Source organism: Phenylobacterium sp. LjRoot219, from assembly GCF_964252995.1.
In the GTDB taxonomy this organism is placed as follows: domain Bacteria; phylum Pseudomonadota; class Alphaproteobacteria; order Caulobacterales; family Caulobacteraceae; genus Phenylobacterium.
The window spans coordinates 3,385,603-3,410,519 of sequence record NZ_CAXUQI020000001.1 but is presented as its reverse complement, the minus strand read 5'-3'; the positions used below and the strand labels follow the sequence as shown (position 1 = coordinate 3,410,519).

General features: G+C 70.5%; 25 protein-coding genes and 1 other RNA gene. 13 read left to right on the top strand and 13 right to left on the bottom strand.

Going from position 1 to position 24,917, the window contains the following annotated elements; genetic code table 11:
• Positions 1 to 62 precede the first annotated feature (62 nt).
• From ACSQ14_RS16685 to tkt, 6 genes are all read right to left on the bottom strand, one after another.
• Positions 63 to 503 carry a hypothetical protein gene (locus ACSQ14_RS16685; RefSeq protein WP_436014768.1) on the bottom strand — a complete coding sequence of 147 codons (441 nt, stop codon included), beginning with the start codon at positions 501 to 503 and terminating at the stop codon, positions 63 to 65.
• 373 nt (positions 504 to 876) lie between these two features.
• A complete protein-coding gene (gene fba / locus ACSQ14_RS16680) occupies positions 877 to 1,962 on the bottom strand; it encodes a class II fructose-bisphosphate aldolase (RefSeq protein ID WP_436014766.1) in 1,086 nt (361 codons plus the stop codon).
• Between the two features lie 10 nt (positions 1,963 to 1,972).
• Entirely contained in the window at positions 1,973 to 3,172 is a 1,200-nt protein-coding gene (locus ACSQ14_RS16675) for a phosphoglycerate kinase (protein ID WP_436014764.1), read from the bottom strand.
• 237 nt (positions 3,173 to 3,409) lie between these two features.
• Positions 3,410 to 4,423: a type I glyceraldehyde-3-phosphate dehydrogenase gene (gene gap, locus ACSQ14_RS16670; RefSeq protein WP_436014762.1), complete on the bottom strand. Its 1,014-nt coding sequence runs from the start codon at positions 4,421 to 4,423 to the stop codon at positions 3,410 to 3,412.
• Between the two features lie 206 nt (positions 4,424 to 4,629).
• Positions 4,630 to 5,829, bottom strand: coding sequence for a formate-dependent phosphoribosylglycinamide formyltransferase (gene purT / locus ACSQ14_RS16665; RefSeq protein ID WP_436014760.1), 1,200 nt, complete (start codon positions 5,827 to 5,829; stop codon positions 4,630 to 4,632).
• A gap of 5 nt (positions 5,830 to 5,834) precedes the next feature.
• Positions 5,835 to 7,805: a transketolase gene (gene tkt, locus ACSQ14_RS16660; protein WP_436014758.1), complete on the bottom strand. Its 1,971-nt coding sequence runs from the start codon at positions 7,803 to 7,805 to the stop codon at positions 5,835 to 5,837.
• 152 nt (positions 7,806 to 7,957) lie between these two features.
• On the opposite strand from tkt, the gene ACSQ14_RS16655 reads away from it, so the two are divergent.
• From ACSQ14_RS16655 to ACSQ14_RS16635, 5 genes are all read left to right on the top strand, one after another.
• Positions 7,958 to 8,242, top strand: coding sequence for a hypothetical protein (locus ACSQ14_RS16655; protein WP_436014756.1), 285 nt, complete (start codon positions 7,958 to 7,960; stop codon positions 8,240 to 8,242).
• Between the two features lie 3 nt (positions 8,243 to 8,245).
• Positions 8,246 to 8,572 (top strand): cell division protein ZapA, encoded by a 327-nt coding sequence (locus ACSQ14_RS16650; RefSeq protein WP_436014754.1) that lies wholly within the window; start codon positions 8,246 to 8,248, stop codon positions 8,570 to 8,572.
• A 196-nt stretch (positions 8,573 to 8,768) separates the two neighbouring features.
• A non-coding RNA gene (ssrS, locus tag ACSQ14_RS16645) (6S RNA) lies at positions 8,769 to 8,929 on the top strand.
• A gap of 32 nt (positions 8,930 to 8,961) precedes the next feature.
• Positions 8,962 to 9,546: a 5-formyltetrahydrofolate cyclo-ligase gene (locus ACSQ14_RS16640; protein WP_436014752.1), complete on the top strand. Its 585-nt coding sequence runs from the start codon at positions 8,962 to 8,964 to the stop codon at positions 9,544 to 9,546.
• A 97-nt stretch (positions 9,547 to 9,643) separates the two neighbouring features.
• Entirely contained in the window at positions 9,644 to 10,480 is an 837-nt protein-coding gene (locus ACSQ14_RS16635) for a TIGR00282 family metallophosphoesterase (RefSeq protein WP_436014750.1), read from the top strand.
• An 89-nt stretch (positions 10,481 to 10,569) separates the two neighbouring features.
• Here ACSQ14_RS16635 and ACSQ14_RS16630 read toward each other — a convergent pair whose 3' ends face one another.
• Both ACSQ14_RS16630 and ACSQ14_RS16625 read right to left on the bottom strand, forming a co-directional pair.
• Entirely contained in the window at positions 10,570 to 12,315 is a 1,746-nt protein-coding gene (locus ACSQ14_RS16630) for an ATP-binding protein (protein ID WP_436014748.1), read from the bottom strand.
• A gap of 71 nt (positions 12,316 to 12,386) precedes the next feature.
• Positions 12,387 to 13,049: a hypothetical protein gene (locus ACSQ14_RS16625; RefSeq protein WP_436014746.1), complete on the bottom strand. Its 663-nt coding sequence runs from the start codon at positions 13,047 to 13,049 to the stop codon at positions 12,387 to 12,389.
• 113 nt (positions 13,050 to 13,162) lie between these two features.
• Here ACSQ14_RS16625 and ACSQ14_RS16620 point away from each other — a divergent pair, with 113 nt between their 5' ends.
• Positions 13,163 to 13,516: a phage holin family protein gene (locus ACSQ14_RS16620; RefSeq protein ID WP_436014744.1), complete on the top strand. Its 354-nt coding sequence runs from the start codon at positions 13,163 to 13,165 to the stop codon at positions 13,514 to 13,516.
• A 114-nt stretch (positions 13,517 to 13,630) separates the two neighbouring features.
• Here ACSQ14_RS16620 and groL read toward each other — a convergent pair whose 3' ends face one another.
• Entirely contained in the window at positions 13,631 to 15,274 is a 1,644-nt protein-coding gene (gene groL, locus ACSQ14_RS16615; protein ID WP_436014742.1) for a chaperonin GroEL, read from the bottom strand.
• Positions 15,275 to 15,342: 68 nt separating this feature from the next.
• Positions 15,343 to 15,633, bottom strand: a complete 291-nt coding sequence (gene groES, locus ACSQ14_RS16610) for a co-chaperone GroES (RefSeq protein WP_436014740.1) — start codon at positions 15,631 to 15,633, stop codon at positions 15,343 to 15,345.
• Positions 15,634 to 15,882: 249 nt separating this feature from the next.
• Here groES and ACSQ14_RS16605 point away from each other — a divergent pair, with 249 nt between their 5' ends.
• Positions 15,883 to 17,100: a class I SAM-dependent methyltransferase gene (locus tag ACSQ14_RS16605; RefSeq protein ID WP_436014738.1), complete on the top strand. Its 1,218-nt coding sequence runs from the start codon at positions 15,883 to 15,885 to the stop codon at positions 17,098 to 17,100.
• A gap of 30 nt (positions 17,101 to 17,130) precedes the next feature.
• On the opposite strand, the gene ACSQ14_RS16600 is transcribed toward ACSQ14_RS16605, so the two are convergent.
• On the bottom strand, positions 17,131 to 18,057 hold the full coding sequence (locus tag ACSQ14_RS16600) for an HAD family hydrolase (protein WP_436014736.1): 927 nt from the start codon (positions 18,055 to 18,057) through the stop codon (positions 17,131 to 17,133).
• A 209-nt stretch (positions 18,058 to 18,266) separates the two neighbouring features.
• Here ACSQ14_RS16600 and ACSQ14_RS16595 point away from each other — a divergent pair, with 209 nt between their 5' ends.
• A complete protein-coding gene (locus tag ACSQ14_RS16595) occupies positions 18,267 to 18,959 on the top strand; it encodes a YidH family protein (protein ID WP_436014734.1) in 693 nt (230 codons plus the stop codon).
• Here the strand turns inward: ACSQ14_RS16595 and mobA are convergent.
• Positions 18,956 to 19,564 (bottom strand): molybdenum cofactor guanylyltransferase, encoded by a 609-nt coding sequence (mobA, locus tag ACSQ14_RS16590; protein ID WP_436014732.1) that lies wholly within the window; start codon positions 19,562 to 19,564, stop codon positions 18,956 to 18,958. The genes ACSQ14_RS16595 and mobA overlap by 4 nt on opposite strands.
• Positions 19,565 to 19,660: 96 nt before the next feature.
• Between mobA and ACSQ14_RS16585 the strand changes: the two genes are divergently transcribed.
• Positions 19,661 to 20,407, top strand: coding sequence for a TSUP family transporter (locus ACSQ14_RS16585; protein WP_436014729.1), 747 nt, complete (start codon positions 19,661 to 19,663; stop codon positions 20,405 to 20,407).
• A gap of 160 nt (positions 20,408 to 20,567) precedes the next feature.
• Positions 20,568 to 21,152, top strand: a complete 585-nt coding sequence (locus ACSQ14_RS16580; RefSeq protein WP_436014727.1) for a GNAT family N-acetyltransferase — start codon at positions 20,568 to 20,570, stop codon at positions 21,150 to 21,152.
• A gap of 124 nt (positions 21,153 to 21,276) precedes the next feature.
• Here the strand turns inward: ACSQ14_RS16580 and tadA are convergent, their stop codons facing one another.
• Positions 21,277 to 21,717 carry a tRNA adenosine(34) deaminase TadA gene (gene tadA / locus ACSQ14_RS16575; RefSeq protein WP_436015454.1) on the bottom strand — a complete coding sequence of 147 codons (441 nt, stop codon included), beginning with the start codon at positions 21,715 to 21,717 and terminating at the stop codon, positions 21,277 to 21,279.
• 12 nt (positions 21,718 to 21,729) lie between these two features.
• On the opposite strand from tadA, the gene ACSQ14_RS16570 reads away from it, so the two are divergent.
• The 3 genes from ACSQ14_RS16570 to rsmD all read left to right on the top strand — a co-directional run bounded on the left by ACSQ14_RS16570 (position 21,730) and on the right by rsmD (position 24,846).
• Positions 21,730 to 23,046 carry a pseudouridine synthase gene (locus ACSQ14_RS16570; protein ID WP_436014725.1) on the top strand — a complete coding sequence of 439 codons (1,317 nt, stop codon included), beginning with the start codon at positions 21,730 to 21,732 and terminating at the stop codon, positions 23,044 to 23,046.
• Positions 23,047 to 23,106: 60 nt separating this feature from the next.
• Positions 23,107 to 24,204, top strand: a complete 1,098-nt coding sequence (locus ACSQ14_RS16565) for a DUF3616 domain-containing protein (RefSeq protein ID WP_436014723.1) — start codon at positions 23,107 to 23,109, stop codon at positions 24,202 to 24,204.
• 72 nt (positions 24,205 to 24,276) lie between these two features.
• Positions 24,277 to 24,846: a 16S rRNA (guanine(966)-N(2))-methyltransferase RsmD gene (gene rsmD, locus ACSQ14_RS16560; RefSeq protein ID WP_436014721.1), complete on the top strand. Its 570-nt coding sequence runs from the start codon at positions 24,277 to 24,279 to the stop codon at positions 24,844 to 24,846.
• Positions 24,847 to 24,917 lie beyond the last annotated feature (71 nt).

Below are 24,917 nucleotides of genomic sequence, written 5' to 3'. Positions count from 1 at the left end.
CTGAACAGGCGCCCACTCCGACCGCGCCGGGCGTCACAGTCAAGTCGTGGCTGTGTGTCGGTCTACTCGGCGGCGAGCGCCTGGCCGGGGCGGCGGGCGGGGCGCTGGCCTTGAAGGGCATCTTCGCCCGGCGAGGGATCGACGCCGAGGGTCGCGGCGGCCAGGGTGATCCAGCCGACGGCGGCCGCCGCTATGCCGGCGGCGGCGACCAGCCAGACCGCCGGCGGCGCGCCGGCCGCCTTGGCGTAGATCGCGCCGGGCAGCAGGACGATGCCGGTCAGGAAGAAGCCCGGCGCATGTCGCGCCCGCAGGCCGCCGATCTGCACCACCGTGGCGCAGGCCAAAGTGGCCATCGAGTGCATGAACTGGATCGCCGCGCCCGCCCTCAGCAGATCCGCGACGGGCCCAGCCGGCGCGAGCAGCACCGCGGCGGTGGCGACGCCGGCCGCGCCCATCGCCGACAGCGCGGCGAGCGTCATCCAGGTGCGGCGTCTCCAGGGCAAGGGCGGCCTCCAGGCTGCAGCATAGCTGGAGGCGCCCCGGCGCGCGGGACGCTAGCGTCGGCGTGGCCGTCCACGTTCACGCTGCGGCGATTTTGGGCGCAGAGAACCCCGTCTGTGCCGCGCGCCCGGGCAGTCAGAGGCGGCCACCGCATATGCAGAACGCCCCCTCCGTCTCGGCGCGGACGCGCCGATCCACCTCCCCCGCTGCGCGGTGGAGGATCTGGACCGTAGATGCTCCCCTGCGAAGCGGGGGAGCTGTCAGCGAAGCTGACTGAGGGGGCGTTTCGGCGGTCGGGACAGGGCAGAGCCCAACGAAAAAGGCCGCCGGTCTCCCGGCGGCCTTTCCGTGGTCGGATCAGGTCAGGGCTGACGTCTATTCCGCGGCCTGGCGGGTGACGCCAATCTTCGGGGCCAGCTCGCCGGCGGCGTAGCGCTTGGCCATGGCCGACAGCGGCAGCGCCTTGATCTTCGAGGCGTGACCGGCGGTGCCGAACTCCTCGAAGCGCTGGACGCAGACCTTGCGCATGGCCTCCTTGGCGGGCTTCAGGTAGCCGCGCGGGTCGAACTCGCCCGGCTTCTCCGCGAAGACCTGCCGGATCGCGGCGGTGATGGCCATGCGGTTGTCGGTGTCGATGTTGATCTTGCGCACGCCGTGCTTGATGCCGCGCTGGATCTCTTCCACCGGCACGCCCCAGGTCTGGGGCATCTCGCCCCCGTACTTGTTGATCAGGTCCTGCAGGTCCTGCGGCACCGACGACGAGCCGTGCATCACCAGGTGGGTGTTGGGCAGGCGGCGGTGGATCTCTTCGATCACGTTCATCGCCAGGACGTCGCCGTCCGGCTTGCGGGTGAACTTGTAGGCGCCGTGGCTGGTGCCCATGGCGATCGCCAGCGCGTCGACCTCGGTGGCCTTCACGAACTCGACCGCCTGGTCCGGATCGGTCAGCAGCTGGTCGTGGTCCAGCTTACCTTCGAAGCCGTGGCCGTCTTCCTTCTCGCCCATGCCGGTCTCGAGGCTGCCCAGCACGCCGAGCTCGCCTTCCACCGAGGCGCCGACCCAGTGGGCCATGTCGACGACGTTCTTCGTCACGCGGACGTTGTAGTCGTAGTCGGCCGGGGTCTTGGCGTCGGCCTTCAGCGAGCCGTCCATCATCACCGAGGTGAAGCCGTACTGGATGGCGGTGGCGCAGGTCGCCTCGTTGTTCCCGTGATCCTGGTGCATGCAGATCGGGATGTGCGGGTACATCTCGGCCATCGCGTCGATCAGATGCTTCAGCACGATGTCGTTCGCGTAGGACCGCGCGCCGCGGCTGGCCTGCATGATCACCGGCGAGTCGGTGGCCTCAGCGGCCTCCATGATCGCCAGCGCCTGTTCCATGTTGTTGATGTTGAAGGCAGGAACGCCGTAGCTGTTCTCTGCGGCGTGATCGAGAAGCTGTCGAAGCGTAATTCGCGCCATGGCCTAAACCTCACCCTACCTGTTCGTTCAGCGCCGCCACGCCGGGCAGCGTCTTACCTTCCATCCACTCCAGGAACGCACCGCCAGCGGTGGAGACGAAGGTGAAATCCTCCGTCACGCCGGCCACGTTCAGAGCGGCGACCGTATCACCGCCGCCAGCCACGGCGACGAGCTTGCCCGCCTTGGCCAGTTGCGCCGCGTGATTTGCTGCATCGACAGTCGCTTTGTCGAACGGCGGCACCTCGAACACTCCGAGCGGGCCGTTCCAGACCAGGGTGGCCGAGGCGTCCATCGCCGCGATCAGCCGCGCCAGGGTCTTGGGCCCGGCGTCCAGGATGCGGTCGGCCGCGCCGATCGCGTCCAGGTCCCGAACGGTTGAAGCCGCGCCGGGCTCCACCTTCTCGGCGACGACGACGTCGACCGGCAGCAGCAGTTCGCAGCCCTTTGCCTTTGCGGTGGCCATGATCTGCCGCGCGGTGTCGGCCAGATCGTGCTCGCAGAGCGAGGCGCCGACGTCGACGCCCTGCGCCGCCAGGAAGGTGTTGGCCATGCCGCCGCCGATCGCCAGCCGGTCGAGCTTGCCGACCAGATTGTTCAGCAGGTCGAGCTTGGTCGAGACCTTCGAGCCGCCGACGATGCCCAGCACCGGCCGCTTCGGCGCGCCGAGCGCGGCGTCCAGCGCCTGCAGCTCGCGGCGCATTTGCTCGCCGGCGTAGGCCGGCAGCACCCGGGCCAGGCCCTCGGTCGAGGCGTGCGCGCGGTGCGCGGCGGAGAAGGCGTCGTTGACGTAGAGGTCGCCATTGGCGGCCAGCGCCTGGGCCAGCGCCGGATCGTTCTTCTCTTCGCCGGCCTCGAAGCGGACGTTCTCCAGCAACAGCACGTCGCCGGGCTGCAGCGCGTCGACCGCGGCCTTGGCCGTCGGGCCGACGCTGTCGTCGGCGAAGGCCACCGGAGCGCCGAGCAGCTTGGCCAGCGGTTCAACCACCGGCTTTAGGCTCATTTCCGGGACCCGCTTGCCCTTCGGACGGTCGAAGTGGGCCAGCAGGATGACCTTGGCCCCGCCCTTGCGGAGCTTTTCGATGGTCGGCAGCGCCGCGCGCAGGCGGGTGTCGTCGGTCACCCGGCCGTCGGCCATCGGCACGTTGAAGTCGACGCGGACCAGGGCGCGCTTGCCGGCGAGGTCGGCGTCATCGAGGGTTTTGAAAGTCATGCGTTCGTCCTAACCGCGAACCCTTCCTCCCCCGCGAAGCGGCGGGAGGGGGACCGCCCGGGGCACACCGGGCGGTGGAGGGGGCGAGCCGCGCGCGCAGGCGCTGATGAAATCGAGAAGGGCGGCGGAGGGGCGGAGCCATGGCTTGCCCCCTCCACCACGCGCTCTGCGGCGCGTGGTCCCCCTCCCGCCGCTGCGCGGGGGAGGGAGATGCCGCGCGGATCATCGGTGATCCGCTTAGATCAGCTTCGCCATGGCGATGGCGGTGTCGCTCATCCGGGTCGAGAAGCCCCACTCGTTGTCGTACCAGGACAGCACGCGGCCGAGCTGGCCTTCGATGACCTGGGTCTGCGGCAGGGCCGCGGTCGAGGAGGCGGCGATGTGGTTGAAGTCGATCGACACCAGCGGGTCGTTCGACACCGCCAGGACGCCCTTCAGCGGGCCGGCGGCCGCGGCGGCGGCCAGCGCTTCGTTCAGCTCATCCTTGGTGATGCTGCGGCCCGGGACGAACTTCAGGTCGACGACCGAGACGTTCGGGGTCGGCACGCGGATCGACGAGCCGTCCAGCTTGCCCTTCAGGTTCGGCAGCACCAGGCCGACGGCCTTGGCCGCGCCGGTCGAGGTCGGGATCATGCTCAGGGCCGCGGCGCGGGCGCGGTAGAGATCCTTGTGCATGGTGTCGAGCGTCGGCTGGTCGCCCGTGTAGGAGTGGATGGTGGTCATGTAGCCGCGCTCGATGCCGCACAGGTCGTCGATGACCTTGGCGATCGGGGCCAGGCAGTTGGTGGTGCACGAGGCGTTGGAGACCACCAGGTCATTGGCGGTCAGGGTCTCGTGGTTCACGCCGAAGACGATGGTCTTGTCGGCGTCGTCGCAAGGCGCGGAGACCAGCACGCGCTTGGCGCCGGCGTCGAGGTGCGCCTTGGCCTTGTCCTTCGAGGTGAACAGGCCGGTGCATTCCAGCGCGATGTCGACGCCGAGCTCCTTGTGCGGCAGCTCGGCCGGGTTGCGGATCGCGGTGACCTTGATCTTGTTGCCGAGGCCGACGTCGATCATGTCGCCGTCGACGATCACCTGGCCGGGGAAGCGGCCGTGCACGCTGTCGAAGCGCAGCAGGTGGGCGTTCGTCTCGACCGGACCCAGATCGTTGATCGCAACGACCTCGATGTCGCGACGCGCGTGCTCGACGATCGAACGCAGGACCAGTCGGCCGATGCGACCGAAACCGTTGATTGCGACGCGGACGGGCATGGGCAGGTCTCCTTGTGGACGCGCGGCGACCTCGCAGCCGCCTCTTTGATGCGGGGCGTTGTTCGACCGGGGGGGCCGCGAGTCAACCCCTGCTCATAGTTAAGTTTCCGCACTGCAACGGAGCTGTTGCCGACGGGACGCCAAAGCGGGGTTTCTCGGCGCTTTTCGAGCAGATTACTCAGACAATTCAGCCGAGTGTTAACGAGTCAGCCCTCGGTGGGCTTAACCTTTCCGGCGGCTTCCCGCGCCCGGGCGCGGGCGTCGTCCACCCCGCCGGCGCGGGCCAGCGCCACGCCCATCCGCCGCCGGGCGTAGCTTTCCGGCTTGCCGAACAGCCGCAGGTCCGCGCCTGGCACGCGCAGCGCCTCGTCGACGCCGGTGAAGGCGACGCCCTTGGCTTCCAGCCCGCCGTAGATCACCGCGCTGGCGCCCGGCTCGCGCAGCCGCACGTCGACCGGCAGGCCGAGGATGGCGCGGGCGTGGATCGCGAACTCGCTCTGCACCTGGCTGATCAGGGTGACGAGGCCGGTGTCGTGCGGCCGCGGGCTGACCTCGGAGAACCAGACGTCGTTGCCCTTGACGAACATCTCGACGCCGAAGATCCCCCAGCCGCCCAGCGCATCGGTCACCGCCCGGGCGATGTCGCGCGCCTTGCGCTGGGCGCCCGGGGCCATGCCCTGCGGCTGCCAGCTCTCGACGTAGTCGCCCTTCACCTGGCGATGGCCGATCGCCTCACAGAAGGCGGTGACGGTCTCGCCGTCGGCGACGCGGGCGCGCACCGTCAGCAGGGTGATCTCGAAGTCGAACTCGATCTTGCCCTCGACGATCACCCGGGGCTGTTCGACCCGGCCGCCCTCCAGCGCATAGCGCCAGGCCTCGGCGATCTGCTCGGGCCGCTCGACGTAGGACTGCCCCTTGCCGGACGACGACATCACCGGCTTCACGAAGCAGGGGAAGCCGGTGAGCTCGGCCGCGGCCCTGGCCAGCTCCGCCTCGGACGAGGCGAAGGCGTAGGGGCTGGTCGGCAGCTTCAGCTCTTCGGCCGCGAGCCGGCGGATGCCTTCGCGGTTCATGGTCAGCTGGGCGGCGCGGGCGGTCGGGATCACCCGGGCCAGCCCCTCGGCCTCGATCTTCACCAGCTCGTCGGTGGCGATCGCCTCGATCTCCGGCACGACGAGGTGCGGCCGTTCCTGCTCGATCACCGCGCGCAGCGCCGCGGCGTCGGTCATGGCGATCACGTGGCTGCGGTGGGCCACCTGCATCGCCGGCGCGTCGGCGTAGCGGTCGACCGCGATCACCTCGCAGCCGAGCCGCTGCAGCTCGATGGCGACTTCCTTGCCGAGCTCCCCCGCCCCCAGCAGCATCACCTTGACGGCGGAGGGCGAGAGCGGGGTGCCGAGGCGCATGACGCTTAGAGCTTCGACTTGGCGGCGCGGCAGACGGCCTCGGGCGTCAGGCCGAAGTGCTCGTAGAGCACCTTGTCCGGCGCGCTGGCGCCGAAGCCGGTCATGCCGACGAAGGCCCCGTCGGTGCCGATGAAGCGGTCCCAGCCCATCCGCACGCCGGCCTCGACCGCGATCCGCACCTCGGTCTCGCCGATCACCGCGGCCTGGTAGTCGGCCGGCTGCTGCTCGAACAGCTCGAAGCAGGGGACGGAGACGACGCGCGCGCCGATGCCGTCGGCCTCGAGCAGGCCGCGGGCGGCCATGGCGATCGAGACTTCCGAGCCCGAGGCGAACAGGGTCACCTGCGCCGGCAGGCCGGCGGCCGCCAGCTGATAGGCACCGCGCGACGAGAGGTTCTCGCCGACCGGGTCGATGCGCACCGGCGGCACCTTCTGGCGCGACAGCGCCAGCACCGACGGCGTGGTCTTGGCCTGCAGCGCCACCTTCCAGCACTCGGCCGCTTCGACCGCGTCGGCCGGACGGAAGACGTTCAGGTTGGGCATGGCGCGCAGCGACGCCAGGTGCTCGACCGGCTGGTGGGTCGGGCCGTCCTCGCCGAGGCCGATCGAGTCGTGGGTGCCGACGAAGATCGTCCGCACGCCCATCAGCGCCGACAGGCGCAGCGCCGGGCGGGCGTAGTCGGAGAACACCAGGAAGGTGCCGCCGTAGGGGATCACCCCGCCGTGCAGCGCCATGCCGTTCATCGCCGCGGCCATGCCGAACTCGCGCACGCCGTAGTTGACGTAGCGGCCGCCGTAGTCGGGCGCGTCGAGGATCGGGGTGTTCTTGACGAAGGTGTTGTTCGAGCCGGTCAGGTCGGCCGAGCCGCCGACCAGTTCCGGGATGTCGCTGAAGATCTTCTCCAGCACCGAACCGGAGTGCTGGCGCGTCGCCGCCGACGGCCGCGAGGTCTCGACCTCGGTGATGAAGGCGTCGAGTCGGTCGAAGGCGTGCTTCGGCAGCTCGCCGGCCATGGCGCGCTCGAACTCGCTGGCGTGCGGCGAGGCGGCCAGGCGGGCTTCCCAGGCCTTGCGGTCCTTGGCGCCCTTGCGGCCGGCCGACCGCCAGGAGCGGGAGACCTCCTCGGGAACCACGAAGGCTTCGTGCGGCCAGCCCAGGTTGGCGCGGGTGGCGGCCACCTCGTCCTTGCCCAGCGCCTTGCCGTGCACGTCGTGGGTGCCTTCGAAGTTGGGCGAGCCCTTGCCGATCTTGGTCTTGCAGGCGATCAGCGACGGCTTGTCCTGCTTGGTCGCCCAGGCCAGCGCGCGGCGGATCTGGCCGACGTCATGGCCGTCGATCGCCTTCACCGCCCAGCCGGCGGCCTTGAAGCGGGCCTGCTGGTCGGTGATGTCGGACAGCCCGACCGCGCCGTCGATGGTGATGTCGTTGTCGTCCCACAGCACCGTCAGGCGGTTGAGCTTCAGCCGGCCGGCCAGGCTGATCGCCTCGTGGCTGACGCCTTCCATCAGGCAGCCGTCGCCGGCCACCACCCAGGTGCGGTGGTCGACCAGGTCGGCGCCGAAGCGGGCGGCCAGGTGGCGCTCGGCGATCGCCATGCCGACGGCGGTGGCCAGGCCCTGGCCGAGCGGACCGGTGGTGGTCTCGACGCCCGGGGTGTGGCCGTATTCCGGGTGACCCGGGGTCTTGGAGTTCAGCTGGCGGAACGCCTTGAGCTGCTCCACCGTCATCGCCTTGGAGCCGGTCAGATGCAGCAGGCTATAAAGCAGCATCGAGCCGTGGCCGGCCGACAGCACGAAGCGGTCGCGGTCGGCCCAATCCGGCCGGCTGGCGTCGTACTTCAGGAACTTGGTCCAGAGCACGGTGGCGACGTCGGCCATGCCCATCGGCATGCCGGGGTGGCCGGAATTCGCCTGCTCGACGGCGTCCATCGAGAGCACGCGGATCGCGTCGGCCATGGTCTGGGGTGTGGCGGGCATGGCAGTCCAGGTCAGTTCGGAGGGAGAAGTTGCGCGCGCCCTCGCATGCGAAGGGCCTCACGGTCAAGGAAACGCCCCATCCGCCAGGCTATCTGGAGGAATAGGCCGACGCTCTATAGATTAACGGTCACACCTCAGCGGACGGAGTGCGCATGATCCGGGAGAGCGCGGGCGAGAGCGCGCTGGAACTTGCCGCGAAGCGGCTGGAACGGGCGGTTTCCGCTCTGGAGCAGCGACTCGCGAAGGGGGCCGGCGGCGATCGCGGCGATCTTTTCGAGCCGGCTGCCGAACCGCCCGGCCTCGTGGCCGAGCTGGAGCGGGTCCGTGCCCGCGAACGCGATCTGGAGACCGCTGGGGCCGAAGCCTCTGCGGCGCTGGGTCGCGCCATTCAGGAAATCCGCGCAGCGCTGAACAACGCGCCCGCGGCGGAGCGCTGAGCCATGGCCCAGGTCACCCTCGACGTGAACGGCCGACCCTATGTGGTCGGTTGCGAAGACGGCCAGGAGCAGCACCTGACCGAGCTGGCCCGGATCTTTGACCGCCAGGTGCGCCAGGTCGGCCAGCAGCTCGGCCAGCTCGGCGAGACGCGGCTGTTCCTGATGGGCGCGCTGCTGCTGGCCGACGAACTGGCCGAGACCAAGGCGCGGATGGCCGCCATCCAGGCCGACCTCGGCCGCCTGCAGTCCGACCAGGCCCGGATCGAAGCCCGCGCGGTCCTGGCCTTGGACAACGCCGCCAAGCGGATCGACAAGCTGGCGACGGAGTAGGGCGTCAGATGCTCCCCCTCAGGGGGAGCTCCGCCGAAGGCGGTGAGGGGGTTTCCGCTCAGACGCGGATGACACCGAACACCGACCTTCTGAGCGGAAACCCCCTCCGGCCCTACGGGCCACCTCCCCCTGAGGGGAGGATCTCGGCGTGGCGCTTGAGAACTCGCCCCCCACCCACTACGTTAGCGGCTCGGCGGGTCTGCTGCGGCTCGCGTCGAAGGCGACATATCCCAGCGACCTTAATTCTCTCTAAGGGAGCTGTCCCTGTTTGGGATCGTGGTCCCAAGCACACGGCGCCCACCTGGTTGTCCAGGTCGAGGGGGTGAAACAGTCCTTCACGGTTTCCGCGGCGCCGCCACCCTGTTTGCAGGTTCGGCCTTCTTCCGATCGTGACCCCGCACCCCGACAAGACCGCGCTGCGGATGCGCCTGCGCGGCCTGCGCCGGCGGCTGGCGCACGAAACGCCGCATGCGGCCGAGCGGGCTGCGGCGCATCTGCCGCTCGAGCGGCTGCCGCCGTTCCACGCCTTCAGTCTCTACCAGCCGATGGGCTCGGAGCTGGATCCGCGGCCGCTGCTCGCCCGGCTGGCGCACCGCGGGGCGCGCGCCGCGTTGCCGGCGACCCGGGCGCGGGACGCGGCGATGAGCTTCCGGCTGTGGGAGCCGCAGATGCGGCTGGAGCCGGACGCGCTGGGCATTCCCGCGCCGCCGCCGTTCGCCCCGGAGCTCGAGCCGGACCTGGTGGTCGCCCCGCTGCTCGGCTTCGACCGTTCCGGCCGCCGGCTGGGGCAGGGGGCCGGCTATTACGACCGGGCGCTGGCGGGCCTGCGGGCGCGCAAGCGGGTGTTTGTGCTGGGCCTGGCGTTCGCGGGGCAGGAAATCGCCGAATTGCCGCACGAAGATCACGACGAGCGCCTCGATGCGATCCTCACCGAGACCGGCTACTTCGAGGTCGCCCAGGGCGTCGGCGGCTGAGCCCTTTCGGCCGTTAGCCATCTTATAGTTTGAATTCAGAGCCGTTTTGACGGGGCGGATGGTTCCATCCGACCGCAAAGGGCTCTAGGGGATACGGATGCGGTTTGCCTTTTTTGGAGACGTGATCGGGCGCTCGGGGCGCGACGGCCTGGCCGAGCACCTGCCGGGCCTGCGCCGACGCCTGGGTCTCGAGTTCGTCATCGTCAACGCGGAGAACGCCGCGGCGGGCTTCGGCATCACCGAGTCCACCGCGCGCGAACTGTTCGACGCCGGCGCCGACTGCCTGACCTTGGGCAACCACGCCTGGGACCAGAAGGAAGCGCTGACCTACATCGTCAGAGAGCCGCGCCTGATCCGACCGCTGAACTACCCGCTCCTGGCCGACGCGCCGGGCCGTGGCGCGCAGCTGTTCGAGACCGACTCCGGCAAGCGGATCCTGGTGATCAACCTGCTGGGCCGGGTGCACATGGACAGCCTCGACGACCCGTTCGCCGCGGTCGACCGCGAGCTGGAGGCCTGTCCGCTCGGCGCGGTGGCCGACGCGGTGGTGGTCGACATGCACGCCGAGGCGACCTCCGAGAAGATGGCCATGGGCCACTTCTGCGACGGCCGCGCCAGCCTGGTGGTGGGCACCCACACCCACGTGCCGACCGCCGACGCCCAGGTGCTGCCCGGCGGCACCGCCTACCAGACCGACGCCGGCGGCTGCTGCGACTACGACAGCGTCATCGGCAACGAGAAAGAAGAGCCGCTGCGGCGGTTCACCACCCGGATCTCCGGCGGCCGCTACAAGCCGGCCAGCGGTCCCGCGACGGTCTGCGGCGTGTTCGTCGAGACCCATCCGGGCACCGGCCTCGCCCGCCGCATCGAGCCGATCCGCCTCGGCGGCCGGCTGGCGCAGCACGTGCCGTCGGTGGAGCAGGTCGGGGCGTAAGGGCCTCGCCTCGAAAATCGCAAGAAACTCCGTCATCCCGGCCGAAGCGAAGCGGAGAGCCGGGATGACGGAGTTGATTGAGCCGACCGCTAAGCCGCCCCGACCCGCGCCTCGCGGTTCTCCACCACAGCGCTGATCGCGCCCAAGAGCTCGGCCGGGCGGATCGGCTTGGTCTGCAGTGCGTCGAAGCCGGCGGCCTGCAGGCGCGCGTCGGCGGCCGCGTCGCCGTCGGCGGTAAGCGCGATCACCGGCAGATCCGCCGGGCCGGCCTCGCCGGCGCGGATCCGGCCGACCGCCTCGATCCCGCTCATCACCGGCATCTGCACGTCCATCAGCACCAGGTCGAAGGTCTCGCAGCGCAGCCGCTCCAGCGCCGCGCAGCCGTCGGCGGCGGTCTCGATGACCAGGCCCGCCGCCTCCAGCAGGGCGCGGGCGACCGCCAGGTTGACCGGGTTGTCGTCGGCCACCAGCACCCGCAGCGGCGGCAGGGCGGGGGCCTCGGCGGCGTCCTCCGGCGTCTCGGTCGCGCCGTAGGCGGCCGGCAGCGGCAGCCGCACGCGGAAGGTCGAGCCGGCGCCGGGCGTGCTTTCGGCGCTGATCTCCCCGCCCATCATCTCGGCGAGGTTGCGGCAGATGAACAGGCCGAGGCCCGTACCGCCGAAGCGCCGCGCGGTGGAGACCTCGGCCTGGGCGAACGGGCGGAACAGCCGGCCGAGCTGCTCGGGGGTCATGCCGGGGCCGGTGTCGGTGACGCGGATCTCGACGCCCGCCTCGCCGTCCGGTCCGGCGACCGGCGAGAGCGCCAGGACGACCCGGCCGCGCTCGGTGAACTTCAGCGCGTTGGACAGCAGGTTGAGGACGATCTGGCGCACCCGGGTCTCGTCGCCCATCAGTCGCGGCGGCAGGTCGGGCGCGGCCTCGCAGGCCAGCGCCACGCCCTTGCTCCGCGCCGTCTCGCTCCACAGCTGCGTCGCTTGCCGGCCGAGCGCCGTCAGGTCGAAGGCGGCGACCTCCAGGTCCATGCGGCCGGCCTCGATCTTGGCGTGGTCGAGCACGTCGTTGAGGATGGTGATCAGGCCGTCGCCGGAGCGGACGATGGTCTCCACATAGTCGCGCTGGCGCACGTCGAGCGGCGTGCGCTGCAGCGCCCGGGCCATGCCGATGACGCCGTTCATTGGCGTCCGCAGCTCGTGGGTCACCATGTTGAGGAAGGTGGTCTTGGCGGCGTTGGCCTCGGTCGCGCGGCGCTCGGCCGCCTCCAGCGCCGAGGCGATGCCGGTGTGCGTCCGGCCGGCGACGATCAAATAGGCCAGCAGGGTGATGCAGCCGAAGCTGACGATCGCCAGGTCGGGGCCGGCGTAGTCGCGAAAGGCGATCGGCGCGATCAGGCTGAGCAAGGCCGGCGGCCCGCCCAGCGCGAGCAGGGCGGCCGGCGCGCGGGCCGAGAAGGCGTGGGCGTGCACCAGCAGCGCCATCAGGATCACCATCGTCGCCAGGCGCAGCGGCTCGGCCCCGGTGGCCCAGCAGCGCACGGCCAGCGCGCACCAGGTCATGCTGGCGGCGCACATCAGCACGACGTAGGCGACCCGCTGCGCTGGACTCAGTTCGCCGCCGCGGAAGGCGGCGTTCAGCGAGACGAGCCGCGTGCCGGCTTCGGTGAGGGTGAAGGCGGCGAACCAGCCGAGGCCCCAGACCAGGCCGAACCGCCAGCCGCCCAGCATAGCGGCGCCGACGCCCATGACGATGCGTACGGCCAGCACTTCCCAGGCCGTGCGCGCGACGCTGTCCAGCCGCGCGTCGTGCAGCAGACTCCAGGGCTTTGCGCCCACAGCCATCTCTCCCCCCAAGCTCGGCCAGCAAGCTTGGCCGTAGCGAGGGGGATCCCATACACTATTTTAGGCTGGTGTTAACCAAGCCCGCCCCCGGCGACGGCCGCGGTTCGGCGCTTCGCCGATTGCGGACGCAGGCCGGCGAGGGTCAGGGCGCCGGCCCGCTCACGGTCCAGGCGGGCGAAACGGCGGGCGCTCGCCCGATCCCACTCGGCGCGGTGGACCTTGCCGTCGACGTCCTCGTCGGCGGCCAGCAGGGGCTGGGGCTCGTTCAGCAGCGAGAACCGCGCCGCGCCGCTCGCGCCCGCGCCGTGGAAGCCTGCGCCGGGCGCCTCGCCCGGGCCGCGGCTCTTGCGCCGGCCAAATCCGCCGCGGCCGCCGCGCTCGCCGGGGGCGTCGGCGAAGGCGAACTCGGTGATCTCCGGCGCCTCGTCGCGCTCATAGGCCTGGATCTCCAGGCCGTTCAGCACGCCGTCGCGGTCGGCGTCGTAGCGCACGAAGGCGCGGTCGGCGTCGGCCTGGAACTCGACTGCTGTGAGGCGGCCGTCATGGTCGGCGTCGACCTTGGCGAACCAGACCGACAGGCCGTCGGCGACGCGGAACGGCTCGCCGGACGGGCTGACGAACAGCCGGCCGCGCGGCAGGGGCGCGTTCGGGCGGGGCTCGTCCGGGCGGGGCTGGGCCTGGGCGGGCGCGGCCAGGGCGGCCGCCGCGGCGGCGAGCAGGAGGAGCTTGCGCATGAAATCCAGGACCCCGATCTAATGGCGCAGCTAGGGCCGCGTCCCGCAACGAATAGCGCCGCTTGCTATCCGGTTACATCGTGGACGCCGCGGATTCCGTCGGAGAGATGCGCATGCTCGCCAAATTCCTCGTCCGGGCCGTCTTCGCCGCGCTCGGCCTGTGGGTCGCGGCGGCGATCGTGCCGGGCGTGCACTTCGACTCCACCGGCAGCCTGGTCGCCGCGGCGGTGCTGCTGGGCGTGGTCAACGCCTTCGTCCGGCCGGTGGTCTTCGTGCTCACCCTGCCGCTGACGATCCTGACCCTGGGGCTGTTCTTGCTGGTGGTGAACGCCCTGATGATCGGCCTGGTGGCGGCGCTGCTCGGCGGCTTCCACCTCGACGGCCTGGTCTCCGGCATGCTGGCGGCGATCGTCACCGGCGTCGCCAGCTGGTTCGGCAGCCTGGTGATGGGCGACGTGAAGGACTGAGGCGTGCCTCCTACCTCCCGCCGCTCCGTGGGGGAGGAAGGGTGCGGAGAAGACAAAGAAAAAGGGCGGAGCCTTGCGGCCCCGCCCCCATTCCCTAGTCGCTGGTCGACTGGACTAGAAGTCCATGTCGCCCATGCCGCCGGGCATGCCGCCCGGGCCGCCGGCCGCAGCGCCCTTCTTCGGCGCTTCGACGATCGCGGCTTCCGTGGTGATCAGCAGGCCGGCCACCGAGGCGGCGTCCTGCAGAGCCGTACGGACGACCTTCGCCGGGTCGATGACGCCGGCTTGGACCATGTCCACGTACTCTTCGGTCTGGGCGTTGAAGCCGAAGGTGGCCGAGGGGTTCTCGAGCACCTTGCCGACGACGATCGAGCCTTCGACGCCCGCGTTTTCCGAGATCTGACGGATCGGGGCTTGCAGGGCGCGACGGACGATGGCGACGCCAGCTTCCTGGTCGTCGTTGTCGCCCTTGAAGCCGTCGAGAACCTTCGAGGCCTTCAGCAGGGCGACGCCGCCGCCGGGGACGATGCCTTCTTCCACCGCAGCGCGGGTGGCGTTCAGGGCGTCGTCGACGCGGTCCTTCTTTTCCTTCACTTCGACTTCGGTCGCGCCGCCGACGCGGATCACCGCGACGCCGCCGGCCAGCTTCGCCAGACGCTCTTGCAGCTTCTCACGGTCGTAGTCCGAGGTGGTGTCCTCGATCTGACGCTTGATCTGCGCAACGCGGCCTTCGATGCCTTCCTTGTCGCCCGAACCGTCAACGATCGTGGTGTTTTCCTTGGTGATCGTGACCTTCTTGGCGCGGCCGAGCATTTCGACCGAGACGTTCTCGAGCTTGATGCCGAGGTCTTCGCTGATCAGCTGACCGCCGGTCAGGATGGCGATGTCTTCCAGCATCGCCTTGCGGCGATCGCCGAAGCCCGGCGCCTTGACCGCCGCGACCCGCAGGCCGCCGCGCAGCTTGTTGACCACCAGGGTGGCCAGCGCTTCGCCTTCGACGTCTTCCGCGATGATCAGCAGCGGACGGCCCGACTGGACCACCGCTTCCAGCACCGGCAGCAGCGGCTGCAGCGAGGAGAGCTTCTTTTCGAAGAGCAGGATCAGCGGCTCTTCGAGGTCGGCTTCCATCTTTTCGGCGTTGGTGATGAAGTACGGCGACAGGTAGCCGCGGTCGAACTGCATGCCTTCGACGACGTCGAGTTCGGTCTCGGCGGTCTTGGCTTCTTCGACGGTGATGACGCCTTCGTTGCCGACGCGCTCCATCGCCTTGGCGATCATCTCACCGACTTCGGTGTCGCCGTTGGCGGAGATGGTGCCGACCTGAGCGATCTCGCTGTTGGCCGAGACCTTCTTGGCCGAAGACTTGATCTCTTCGATGACCTTGGCGACGGCCTTGTCGACGCCGCGCTTCAGGTCCATCGGGTTCATGCCGGCGGCCACCGACTTCAGACCTTCGACGACGATGGCTTGCGCCAGCACGGTCGCGGTGGTGGTGCCGTCGCCGGCCTTGTCATTGGTCTTCGAGGCGACTTCGCGGATCAGCTGGGCGCCGAGGTTCTCGAACCGATCGGTCAGTTCGATTTCCTTGGCGACCGACACGCCGTCCTTGGTCGAACGCGGGGCGCCGAAGGACTTTTCGATGACGACGTTACGGCCCTTCGGGCCGAGGGTCACCTTCACCGCGTTGGCGAGGGTGTTGACGCCGCGCAGCATGCGGTCGCGCGCGTCGGAGGAGAAATAAACGTCTTTGGCAGCCATGGTTGGCGTCCTTTTCTAAAATTGTGAGGGGTGCGAACGGTCCGCGGTGGGGCCGATTTCGGGGCCGCTTAGGCCTCGAGCACGCCCAGGATGTCGCTTTCCTTCATGATCAGCAGGTCCTTGCCGTCGAGCTTGACCTCGGTGCCGGACCACTTGCCGAACAGGATGCGGTCGCCGGCCTTCACGTCGAGGGCCTGGACCTTGCCGCTTTCATCGCGAGCGCCCGGGCCGACGGCGACGACTTCGCCTTCCTGCGGCTTTTCCTTGGCAGTGTCGGGGATGATGATCCCGCCCCGGGTCTTCTCTTCTTCCTCGACGCGCTTGACGAGGACTCGATCTCCCAGAGGACGAAACGCCATGATGCTCTTTCTCCGTTCGAGACGGTTGGAATGGTGACGCCGCAGCGCCGCCAGGGGTCCCGATTAACTCTGTTAGCAGTCGGGGCCCCTGAGTGCTAACGACGCGAGGGAATTAAGAAGGGGCCGCGCGGGAGTCAAGCGAGCCGGCCGGTCCGTCCCCGGTTCGTGGAACTGAACTCATGAAATGACGTTCAGGGAACCTCGGCTTTTGTGCATCGTTCCATCCTTGGTGGGACGATTGGGGTGCACATGGCTCTGCAGTCCTTGCTACGCAAGATGGTGCGGAAGGGCGATTTGACGGTTCGCCTGCCGGGCGCGGCCGACCTCAAGCTCGGCGACGGCTCCGGCCCGCCGGTGGTGATCGCCATCCGCTCCCGGCGCTGGGCGACGCGGATCGCGACCAACCCGTCGCTGGCGGTCGGCGAGGCCTACATGGAAGGCGGCCTGGTCCTCGAGCGCGGCGGCATCTACGACTTCGCCGACATCATCGGCCGCAACGTCAGGCTCCGGCCCTTCTACCGCGCCGGCCTGCTCGAGCGCTGGTGGCGCGACTGGCGGCTGCAGGCCAACCAGCGGGCCGCGGCGCGGCGCAACGTGGCCCATCACTACGACCTGTCGGTGGATTTCTACCGCCGCTTCCTCGACTCCGACCTGCAGTACTCCTGCGCCTACTTCCAGCGGCCGGACGCCAGCCTGGAGGAGGCGCAGCTGGCGAAGAAGCGGCACATCGCGGCCAAGCTGCTTTTGGAGCCGGGCCAGCGGGTGCTCGACATCGGCTGCGGCTGGGGCGGACTGAGCCTGACGTTGGCCGAGGAGACCGGCGTGCAGGCCGAGGGCATCACCCTGTCGAGCGAGCAACTGGCCACCGCGCAGGCGCGCGCCGAGGCGGCGGGGCTCGCCGGGCGGGCGCAGTTCTCGCTGACCGACTACCGCGACGTTCAGGGGCCCTACGACCGGATCGTCTCGGTCGGCATGTTCGAGCATGTCGGCCGGCCGAACTTTCAGGCCTATTTCGACCAGATCGCCCGGCTGCTGAAGGACGACGGCGTGGCGGTGATCCATTCGATCGGCCGCTCCGAGGGCCCGTCCTTCACCAACCCGTGGATCGCCAAGTACATCTTCCCCGGCGGCTACATCCCGGCGATGAGCGAGGTGCTGGCCACCGTCGAGCGGGCCGGCCTGATCGTCACCGACGTCGAGGTGCTCCGGCTGCACTACGCCGAGACGCTGAAGGCCTGGCGCGAGCGCTTCACCGCGCAGCGGGCGGAGATCGCCGAACTCTACGACGAGCGCTTCTGCCGGATGTGGGAGCTCTATCTCTGCTACAGCGAGATCGCCTTCCGGCACCGCGACCACATGGTCTTCCAGCTGCAGCTGGCCAAGAAGGTCGACGCCGTCCCGGTGACCCGCGACTACATCGGCGAGGCCGAACGTCGGCTCGCCCGGCCGGCGCGGCGCGCGGCTTAGGACGTAGATGCTCCCCCTGAGGGGGAGGATCTAGACCTGCGGAGGAAACACCACCCCCCAATCGCGCGCCATGCTGACGACGCGGAGGCCGTAGCGGTCGGCGTGGTCGAGCGCCTCGGCCAGCGGGCTCAAGCGGAACTCGCGGTCGTAGGCGACCTCGCGCGCGGCGTCGTCGTGGTGCAGCAGCAGCGCCAGCCGGCGGCCCGGGCCGGAGACGGTGTAGCGCATCATCGCCAGGTCGCCGTCGGAGTTGCCGAACGCCAGGATCGGCCGGCGGCCGATGTGCAGGGCGATGTTCTGCACCTTCACCTCGCGGTCGTCGAAGCTGTTGAGCTCGGCCAGCTTGGTGACCTGACATGGGCCGTCGTCCGCCGGGTCGAAGCGCAGCTTGACCGAGCTGCCGATCACCTGCTCGGGCGGCACGCCGTAGGTCTGCTCGGCGAAGGCGCGCATGAAGTCGACGCCGCCGCCGGAGACGATGAAGGTCTTGAACCCGCTGGCCCGCAGGAAGGCCAGCAGTTCGAGCTGCGGCTGGTAGATGATCTGCGTAAAGGGCCGCTTGAAGATCGGATGGCTCGCCTGCGCCAGCCAGTCGCGGGCGACCTGGTCGAAGGCCTCCACCGTCATGCCGGCGTGGACCGCGAAGGCGAAGGCCATGACGCCTTCTTTGCCCAGGGCGCGGATCGCCGCCATGTCGTGCGCTAGGAAGGCGCGGAACGGCTCGCGGGTCTTCAGCGACGGGTCGGCGGCGGCCAGCTCGGCGGCGCGGGCCTGGGCGAACAGCACCTGGGCCTGGGCCGGTTGCTCGCACCACAGGGTGCCGTCGTTGTCGAACACCGCGATGCGTTCGCCCTCGGGCGTGAAGTCCGGCGAACCGGCCGTGGTCACGGCGGCGACGAACTGCAGGATGGCGGTCTTCGCCTCGCCCTCACGCCAGGACGGCATCGGGTCAGCCATGGTCGCGCTCCCTGGGGCGGTTGAGGCGCGAGGACATCATGGCCTTTCCGTTCCGGCCATCGGGCGAAATCCGGAGCCCCAAGGCGGCGCGGCGCCCTGAGACGCCGCCGCGCCCCGGCGCGGGGCGGGGGCGAAGTCAGGGATTCGACGGATAGCCGGCCGGGTCGGGGGCGGAGAGGGTGGGGCCGTTCACAAGGGCGGAGGCGGAGATGTCATCCACGTCTTCAGACAAGGAGCCGGTCCGGCCGCCGCGCGTGGTGTTGAGCCCGCTGCCGCCGATCCCGGACGTGCAGGGCGACAGCGCCGACCAGGCCTCGGTCGAGTACTCGCACTATCGCACCAACCTTTCGCGCCATCGCACGGGGCTGTCGGAGCACCGCACCGATCTGTCGGAGTTTCGCACCGACCTGTCGCGCCACCGCACCGACCTGTCGGAGCACCGCACCGACCTCTCCGAGCACCGCACCAAGCTGTCGGGCGACCGCACCGAGATGTCGATGCGCCGGACCGGCATGTCGATTCAGCGGACGCGGATGAGCGCCGATCGCACGCTGATGTCGGTGATCCGCACCGCGCTGTCGATGATCGGCTTCGGCTTCACCCTCTACCAGACCTTTCAGAAGCTGCACGAGGCCGGGGTGATCCATCGGGCGCAGGCGCCGTCGAACTTCGGCCTGAGCCTGATCGTGCTGGGGGTGTTCCTGTTGATCGGCGGGATCGTCAACCACGTCCGCTTCTCGCTGGAGCTGCGACATCGGCGCGGGGCGATGAAGGAATCCGGGCTGGTCCACGCCGAGAGCGACTATCCGGTGTCGATCACCTTCCTGACCGCCCTGGCCCTGCTGGTGGTCGGGATCGTCGCGGCGGTCAGCATCATCCTGGACCTGTCGCTGTTCGGCTAATCGCCGCGCTCCAGCCGCGCCAGCTCCTCCGGGGTGTTGGCGTTGGCGAAGAGGCCGGCCTCGTCGGGGCCGAAGTCGACGGTCGCCAGCCCGCAGGCGGCGGCGAAGCCGCGCAGCGAGCTCTGGCCGGAGGCGAGATAGGCCGGCAGCCGCTCCAGCGCCGTGGTCCGCCATAGGCCGCAGACCGGCTGCACTTCGCCCTCGACCCGCGGCAGCGCCGCGCCGGCCGCGGGTCCGAGAGCCCCGGCCAGCCGCTCCGGCAGGTCGGCAGGCAGATGCGGCATGTCGCAGGGCAGGGTGAGCAGCAGCTCGGCGCCGGCGGCGCGGGCGTGCGCCAGCGCCCCGGCCAGCCCGGCCAGCGGCCCGGGGATGTCGGCCCGGTCGCAGGCCAGCGGCGCGTCGACCGCGCCGGCCACCTGCTCGGCGTCGCGCACCGCCACCACCACCTGCTCCGACCAGCCGCGCGCGCGGGCCAGCGCCTGGGCGACCAGCGGCGCGCCGCGGAACGACCGCAACGCCTTGACCCCGCCCATCCGGCGGCCCTCGCCGCCGGCCAGGACGGCGACCACCAGACCCTCGATCTTCCGCGGCGCTCCGATCTCCATTCGCTTGTCATCGCCCGCCGCGCCCGCGCCATCCAGCCGAAAACGCGACTTCGCAGCTTGGCCGCTCCGCCGCGGCGGGTGTAGCGCTACCGGCGCGTGCTCACCTCGGCCCTCATCCTCGTCGCCGCCCTGCTGACGGCCACCCTGTCGGGCGTGTTCGGCATGGCCGGCGGCCTGTTGCTGATGGGCGTGCTGGCGCTGGTGCTGCCGGTGCAGGCGGCGTTCGTCACCCACGGCCTGCTGCAACTGGTCGCCAACGGCTGGCGCGCGGTGCTGCATCGCCGCTTCGTCCGCTGGGACATCGTCGCCGTGCATGCGGTGGCCTCGTTCGTCGCCGGGGGGGTGGTGTCGCTGCTGGCCTTCACCCCGTCGAAGCCGCTGGTCTACCTGCTGATGGGGCTGATCCCCGGCCTGCTCTGGCTACCCCGCAGCTGGATCCGGCTGGATGCGGCCAAGCCTGCGCAGGCCTTCCTGTCCGGCCTGCTGGTCACCGGGGCCAACCTGACCGCCGGGGTCGCCGGGCCGCTGCTCGACATCTTCTTCGTGCGGACCGAGCTGACCCGCCACGCGATCGTCGCCACCAAGGCGGCCACCCAGGTCTTCTCCCACCTGGCCAAGATCGTGGTCTACGGTGCGCCGCTGGTCGCCTCACGGCAGAGCGGCTTGCCGCCGGTCTGGGTGTTCGCGCTCGCCGTGCCGCTGTCGATGGCCGGCGCCGTGCTTGGCGGCCGGATCCTGCAGCGGATGACCGACGTCAACTTCAAGCGCTGGACCCGCTGGATCGTCACCGCCATCGGGCTGGTCTACCTGGTCCAGGCCGCCCAGCTCTGGCTGGTGCGCTAAGGCGCGAAAGCCGAGGCGCAAAAAAAAGAGCCGGGCGCGAGGCCCGGCTTGAAGTCATTAGGGAGGAAACGCCCAGGATGGGCACGGCTGAGATAGGCGCCCCTTGCGGGCGCACAATGGCTCAGCCAGAAAAAATTCGCCGAGAGGTCTGGGGTCGATCATGCAGCTGCAACCTGCGACGCTGGAAAACGCCGTCGTCCGTCTCGAGCCCTTGAGCGAGGCGCACCGCGAGCCGCTGCGGGCCGCCTGCGCCGCCGACGCGGAGATCTGGACGGCGCTCTATCCCTATTCCCTGGCCGGCGAGCACTTCGCCCCGCGCTTTCGCGAGATCCTCGCCGACGCCGCCCGCGGCCCGACCCTGCCGTTCGCGGTGGTCGTCGGCGGCGAGGTGGTCGGCATGACCAGCTTCCTGGCCATCGATCCGATCAACGCCAGCGTCGAGATCGGCGCCACCTACTACCGGCCGGACGTGCGCGGCGGGGCGGTGAACCCGGCGGCCAAGCGGCTGCTGCTGGCCCACGCCTTCGCCGCCGGCGCCCGGCGGGTGCAGCTGAAGGTCGACGCGCTGAACGCCCGCTCCCGCGCGGCGGTGCTGAAGCTGGGCGCCGTGCAGGAGGGAATCCTGCGCCAGGACCGGGTCACCTGGACCGGACGGGTGCGCGACACGGTGCATTTCTCGATCCTCGCCGGCGAGTGGCCGGCGGTGCGGGATAGGCTGGACGCGCGGTTGGCGGCGCAGGCGTAACCCACAATTTCCGTCATCGCCCGGCTTGTCCGGGCGATCCATCCCAAGCTCGTACGGCATCAGCAGCGGCCGGCGTATTGGGCTGGGCGGCCCGGACGAGCCGGGCCGTGACGGATTGGAAGTGCTACTTCTTGCGCCTGGCCCGGAAGAAGCTGCGCAGCAGCTCGGCGCTCTCGACCGCCAGCACCCCGCCGGTGACCTGCGGGCGCCAGTGGCAGGTGGGTTGGGCGAAGAAGCGGGGGCCGTGGACCACCGCGCCGCCCTTCGGATCGTCGGCGCCATAGATCAGCGAACCGATCCGGGCGTGGCTGATCGCCCCAGCGCACATGGCGCAGGGCTCGAGCGTGACCGCCAAGCCGAGGTTGGTCAGCCGGTAGTTGCCGAGCTTTTGCGCCGCCGCACGCAGCGCCACGATCTCGGCGTGGGCGGTCGGATCGTGCGCGCCGATCGGCTGATTGGCCCCGGTCGCGATGACCTCGCCGGAGGCCGGATCGAACACGACGGCGCCCACCGGGGTTTCTCCGGCGTCTGCGGCGGCTTGCGCCGCTTCGAGGGCGATGCGCATGGTGCGCTGAACATGATCCACGATCCGCACCGAACCGGCCGGCCCCCCTCCGGTCAAGCCCGCAACGACTCCGAGCCCGTTCTCGACCCCCGGCACGACCGCATCGCCAAGGCGCTGGCGCGCGCCGGGGTCGGCTCGCGCCGTGACGTCGAGAAGCTGATCGCCGAGGGGCGCGTGGCGCTGAACGGCCAGGTGCTGACCACGCCGGCGGTCAAGGTCGAACCCGGCGACATCCTGACGGTCGACGGCAAGGTGGTGAACGACGCCGAGCCGACGCGGCTGTTCCGCTACCACAAGCCGGTCGGGCTGATGACGACGCACAAGGACCCGAAGGGCCGCCCGACGGTGTTCGAGGCGCTGCCGCCCGGCCTGCCGCGGCTGATCTCGATCGGCCGGCTCGACATCAACTCCGAGGGCCTGCTGCTGCTGACCAACGACGGCGGCCTGGCGCGCGGGCTGGAACTGCCGGCCACCGGCATCCAGCGTCGCTATCGCGCCCGGGCGCACGGCCGGATCACCCAGGAGCGGCTCGACAAGCTGCAGGCGGGGGTCACCGTCGAGGGCGTGCGCTACGGGCCGATCGAGGCGAAGCTCGACAAGGCCAAGGAGGGGCCGCAGGGCTCCAACCTGTGGATCACCGTGACGCTTGCCGAGGGCAAGAACCGCGAGGTCCGCCGGGTGCTGGAGAGCCTCGGCCTGAAGGTCAACCGGCTGATCCGCCTGTCCTACGGCCCGTTCGCGCTGGGGACGCTGGAGGTCGGCGAGATCGAGGAGGTCGGCCCGCGGGTGATCCGCGAGCTGCTGACCGCGCACATCGAGCCGGAGAACATGCCGAAGGGCGATCGCCCGCAGTTCCAGCGCGCCCTGACCCCGGCCCCGGGCCGGCGTCAGCGCTCGGCGCCGCCGGTGGACGGAGAGGCTCCGGCCCGTCCCGCGCGCCGGCCGGGCGCCGCGGGACGCCCCGGCCAGGGCCGCGCCGCGGCCGGCGAGGCGCCGACGAAGAAAACCTACAAGGCCGGCTGGGCCAAGGCCAAGCCGAAGCCCACGGTCCACGCCGCGCCTTCGAAGAAGTCCGGCGCCCCGAAGCGGCCGAGCGCGGCCAAGCCTGGCCCGGCCACGCTCAGCGCGGCCAAGCCCGGCGCGTCTAGGCCCGCCGCGCCCCGGTCGGGCGCGTCCAAGTCCGGGACGCCGAGGTCTGCAGCGCCCACGTCCGGCGCGCCCAGGTCCGGGCCGTCCAAGTCCGGCGCGGCCAGGTCCGGCCCGCCCAAGTCTGGCGCGCCCAGGTCGGGAGCGCCCAGGTCCGGCGCGCCGAAGAAGCCCCGGCGGTAGAGCCGAGGCGGCTGCCCGGCGGACCTTGTGTCCGCCAGGGCGGGGGCGCAGGCTGCCGGCATGAGGCAAGCCGCGGGCGACGTCGAGCAGGTGGCCGCCGGCTGGCCGGAGGCGGCGCGCCCCGACGCCCAGGTCTGGTTGGCGTTCGACACGCAGTCGGCGCGCGGTGAATCCCATCCGGCGCACGACATTTCCGCCGCCGCGCGCGTCGGCGACACGCTCTTTCTTGCCGCCGACGAGTCCGCGAGCCTCGAGATCCTCGACTGGGACGGCGAGCGCTTCGCCGACCACAGGCGCATCCGCCTGCAGTGCTACTTCGATCTTCCCGGCGGCGACGACGAGATGGACATCGAAGGCCTGGCCGTGGACGGCGACTGGCTCTGGGTGGTCGGCTCCCACAGCCTGACCCGGCGCAAGCCGTCGAAGAAAAAGTCCCTCGACGACGACGCCCTCGAGCGGCTTGCGGAGCTCAAGGGCAATCCGAACCGCATGTTCCTCGGGCGCTTGCCGCTTCGCCAGGCGCCGGGGCGCGAGCTCTGGGACGTCGATGACGCGGCGACCGGGGCGCGGCGGCCGCAGATGCTGGCCGTCGGCAAGCGTGGCAGCCTTCTCCAGAGGCGTCTGCAAGACGATCCGCATATCGGTCCGTTCTGCGCCCTGCCGGTGAAGGAGAACGGGCTCGACGTCGAAGGCCTCGTCGTCGACGGGGCGCGGGTCGGCCTGGGGCTGCGCGGCCCGGTGATCAACGGCTGGGCGATCGTGGTCGAGGCGCAGGTGCGCCCCGACAAAGACGGCGAGCTGATGCTGGACGGTCCGCTCGAGAAGTATTTCCTCGATCTCAACGGGCTCGGCATTCGCGACCTGAAGCGACGCGGCGACGACGTGATCGTGCTCGCCGGCCCCACGATGAAGCTCGACGGGCCCGCGGCGGTGTTCCGGTGGAGCGGGTGGAAGCAGGACGGGTCCGCCAGGCGGCTGCAGACCCCCGAGCGGCTGCTGGACCTGCCCTTCGGCCGCGACTGCGACCATCCGGAGGCGGTGGCGCTGTTCGATCTCGCCGGCGACGACGCCTTGCTGGTGGTCTCCGACCATCCCGGCGACCACAGGCTGGCCGGCGGCGCGGTGTTGGCCGACGTCTTCCGCTACCCGGATCGCTGAGCAGCGGCGGTTCCCGCTTTCCCGCGGGCGATCGGTTCGGTAGGGCGAAGCCGGACCTGAGAGGAACTGCACGTGCGCATCGTATCCGGCGAATTTCGCGGCAAGGCGCTGATCACCCCGGCGGGACAGACCACGCGGCCGACGTCGGATCGCGCGCGGCAGGCGATCTTCAACATCCTCGAGCACGCCGCCTGGTCGCCGGGCGTGCGCGACGTCCGCGTCATCGACCTGTTCGCCGGCTCCGGCGCGCTCGGCTTCGAGGCGCTGTCGCGCGGCGCGACCTTCTGCCTGTTCGTCGAGACCGACGAGGCGGCGCGCGGGGCGATCCGCGAGAACGTCGACGCCATGGGCCTGTTCGGCCGCACCCGGGTGCACCGCCGCGACGCCACCCAGCTCGGCCAGCGTCCCGGCGCCGACGGCCCGGCGTTCGAGCTCGCCTTCCTCGACCCGCCCTACGCCAAGGGGCTCTGCGAGAATGCGCTGGCCAAGCTGGCCGTCGGCGGCTGGCTGGCGCCGGGCGCGATCATCGTCTGCGAACGCGGCGCCGACGAGCCTGCGCTGGCGGTCGAGGGCTATGAGGAGCTGGACGTGCGCGAATACGGCGCGGCCAAGGTCTGGTTCCTGCGCTATCCCGAGCAGTAGAGCGAGGAATTCGCGCTCCCCGTTAAGGGTGTCACGAACACTTCTCAAAAGGTTCACGAAGTCAGAGCCTT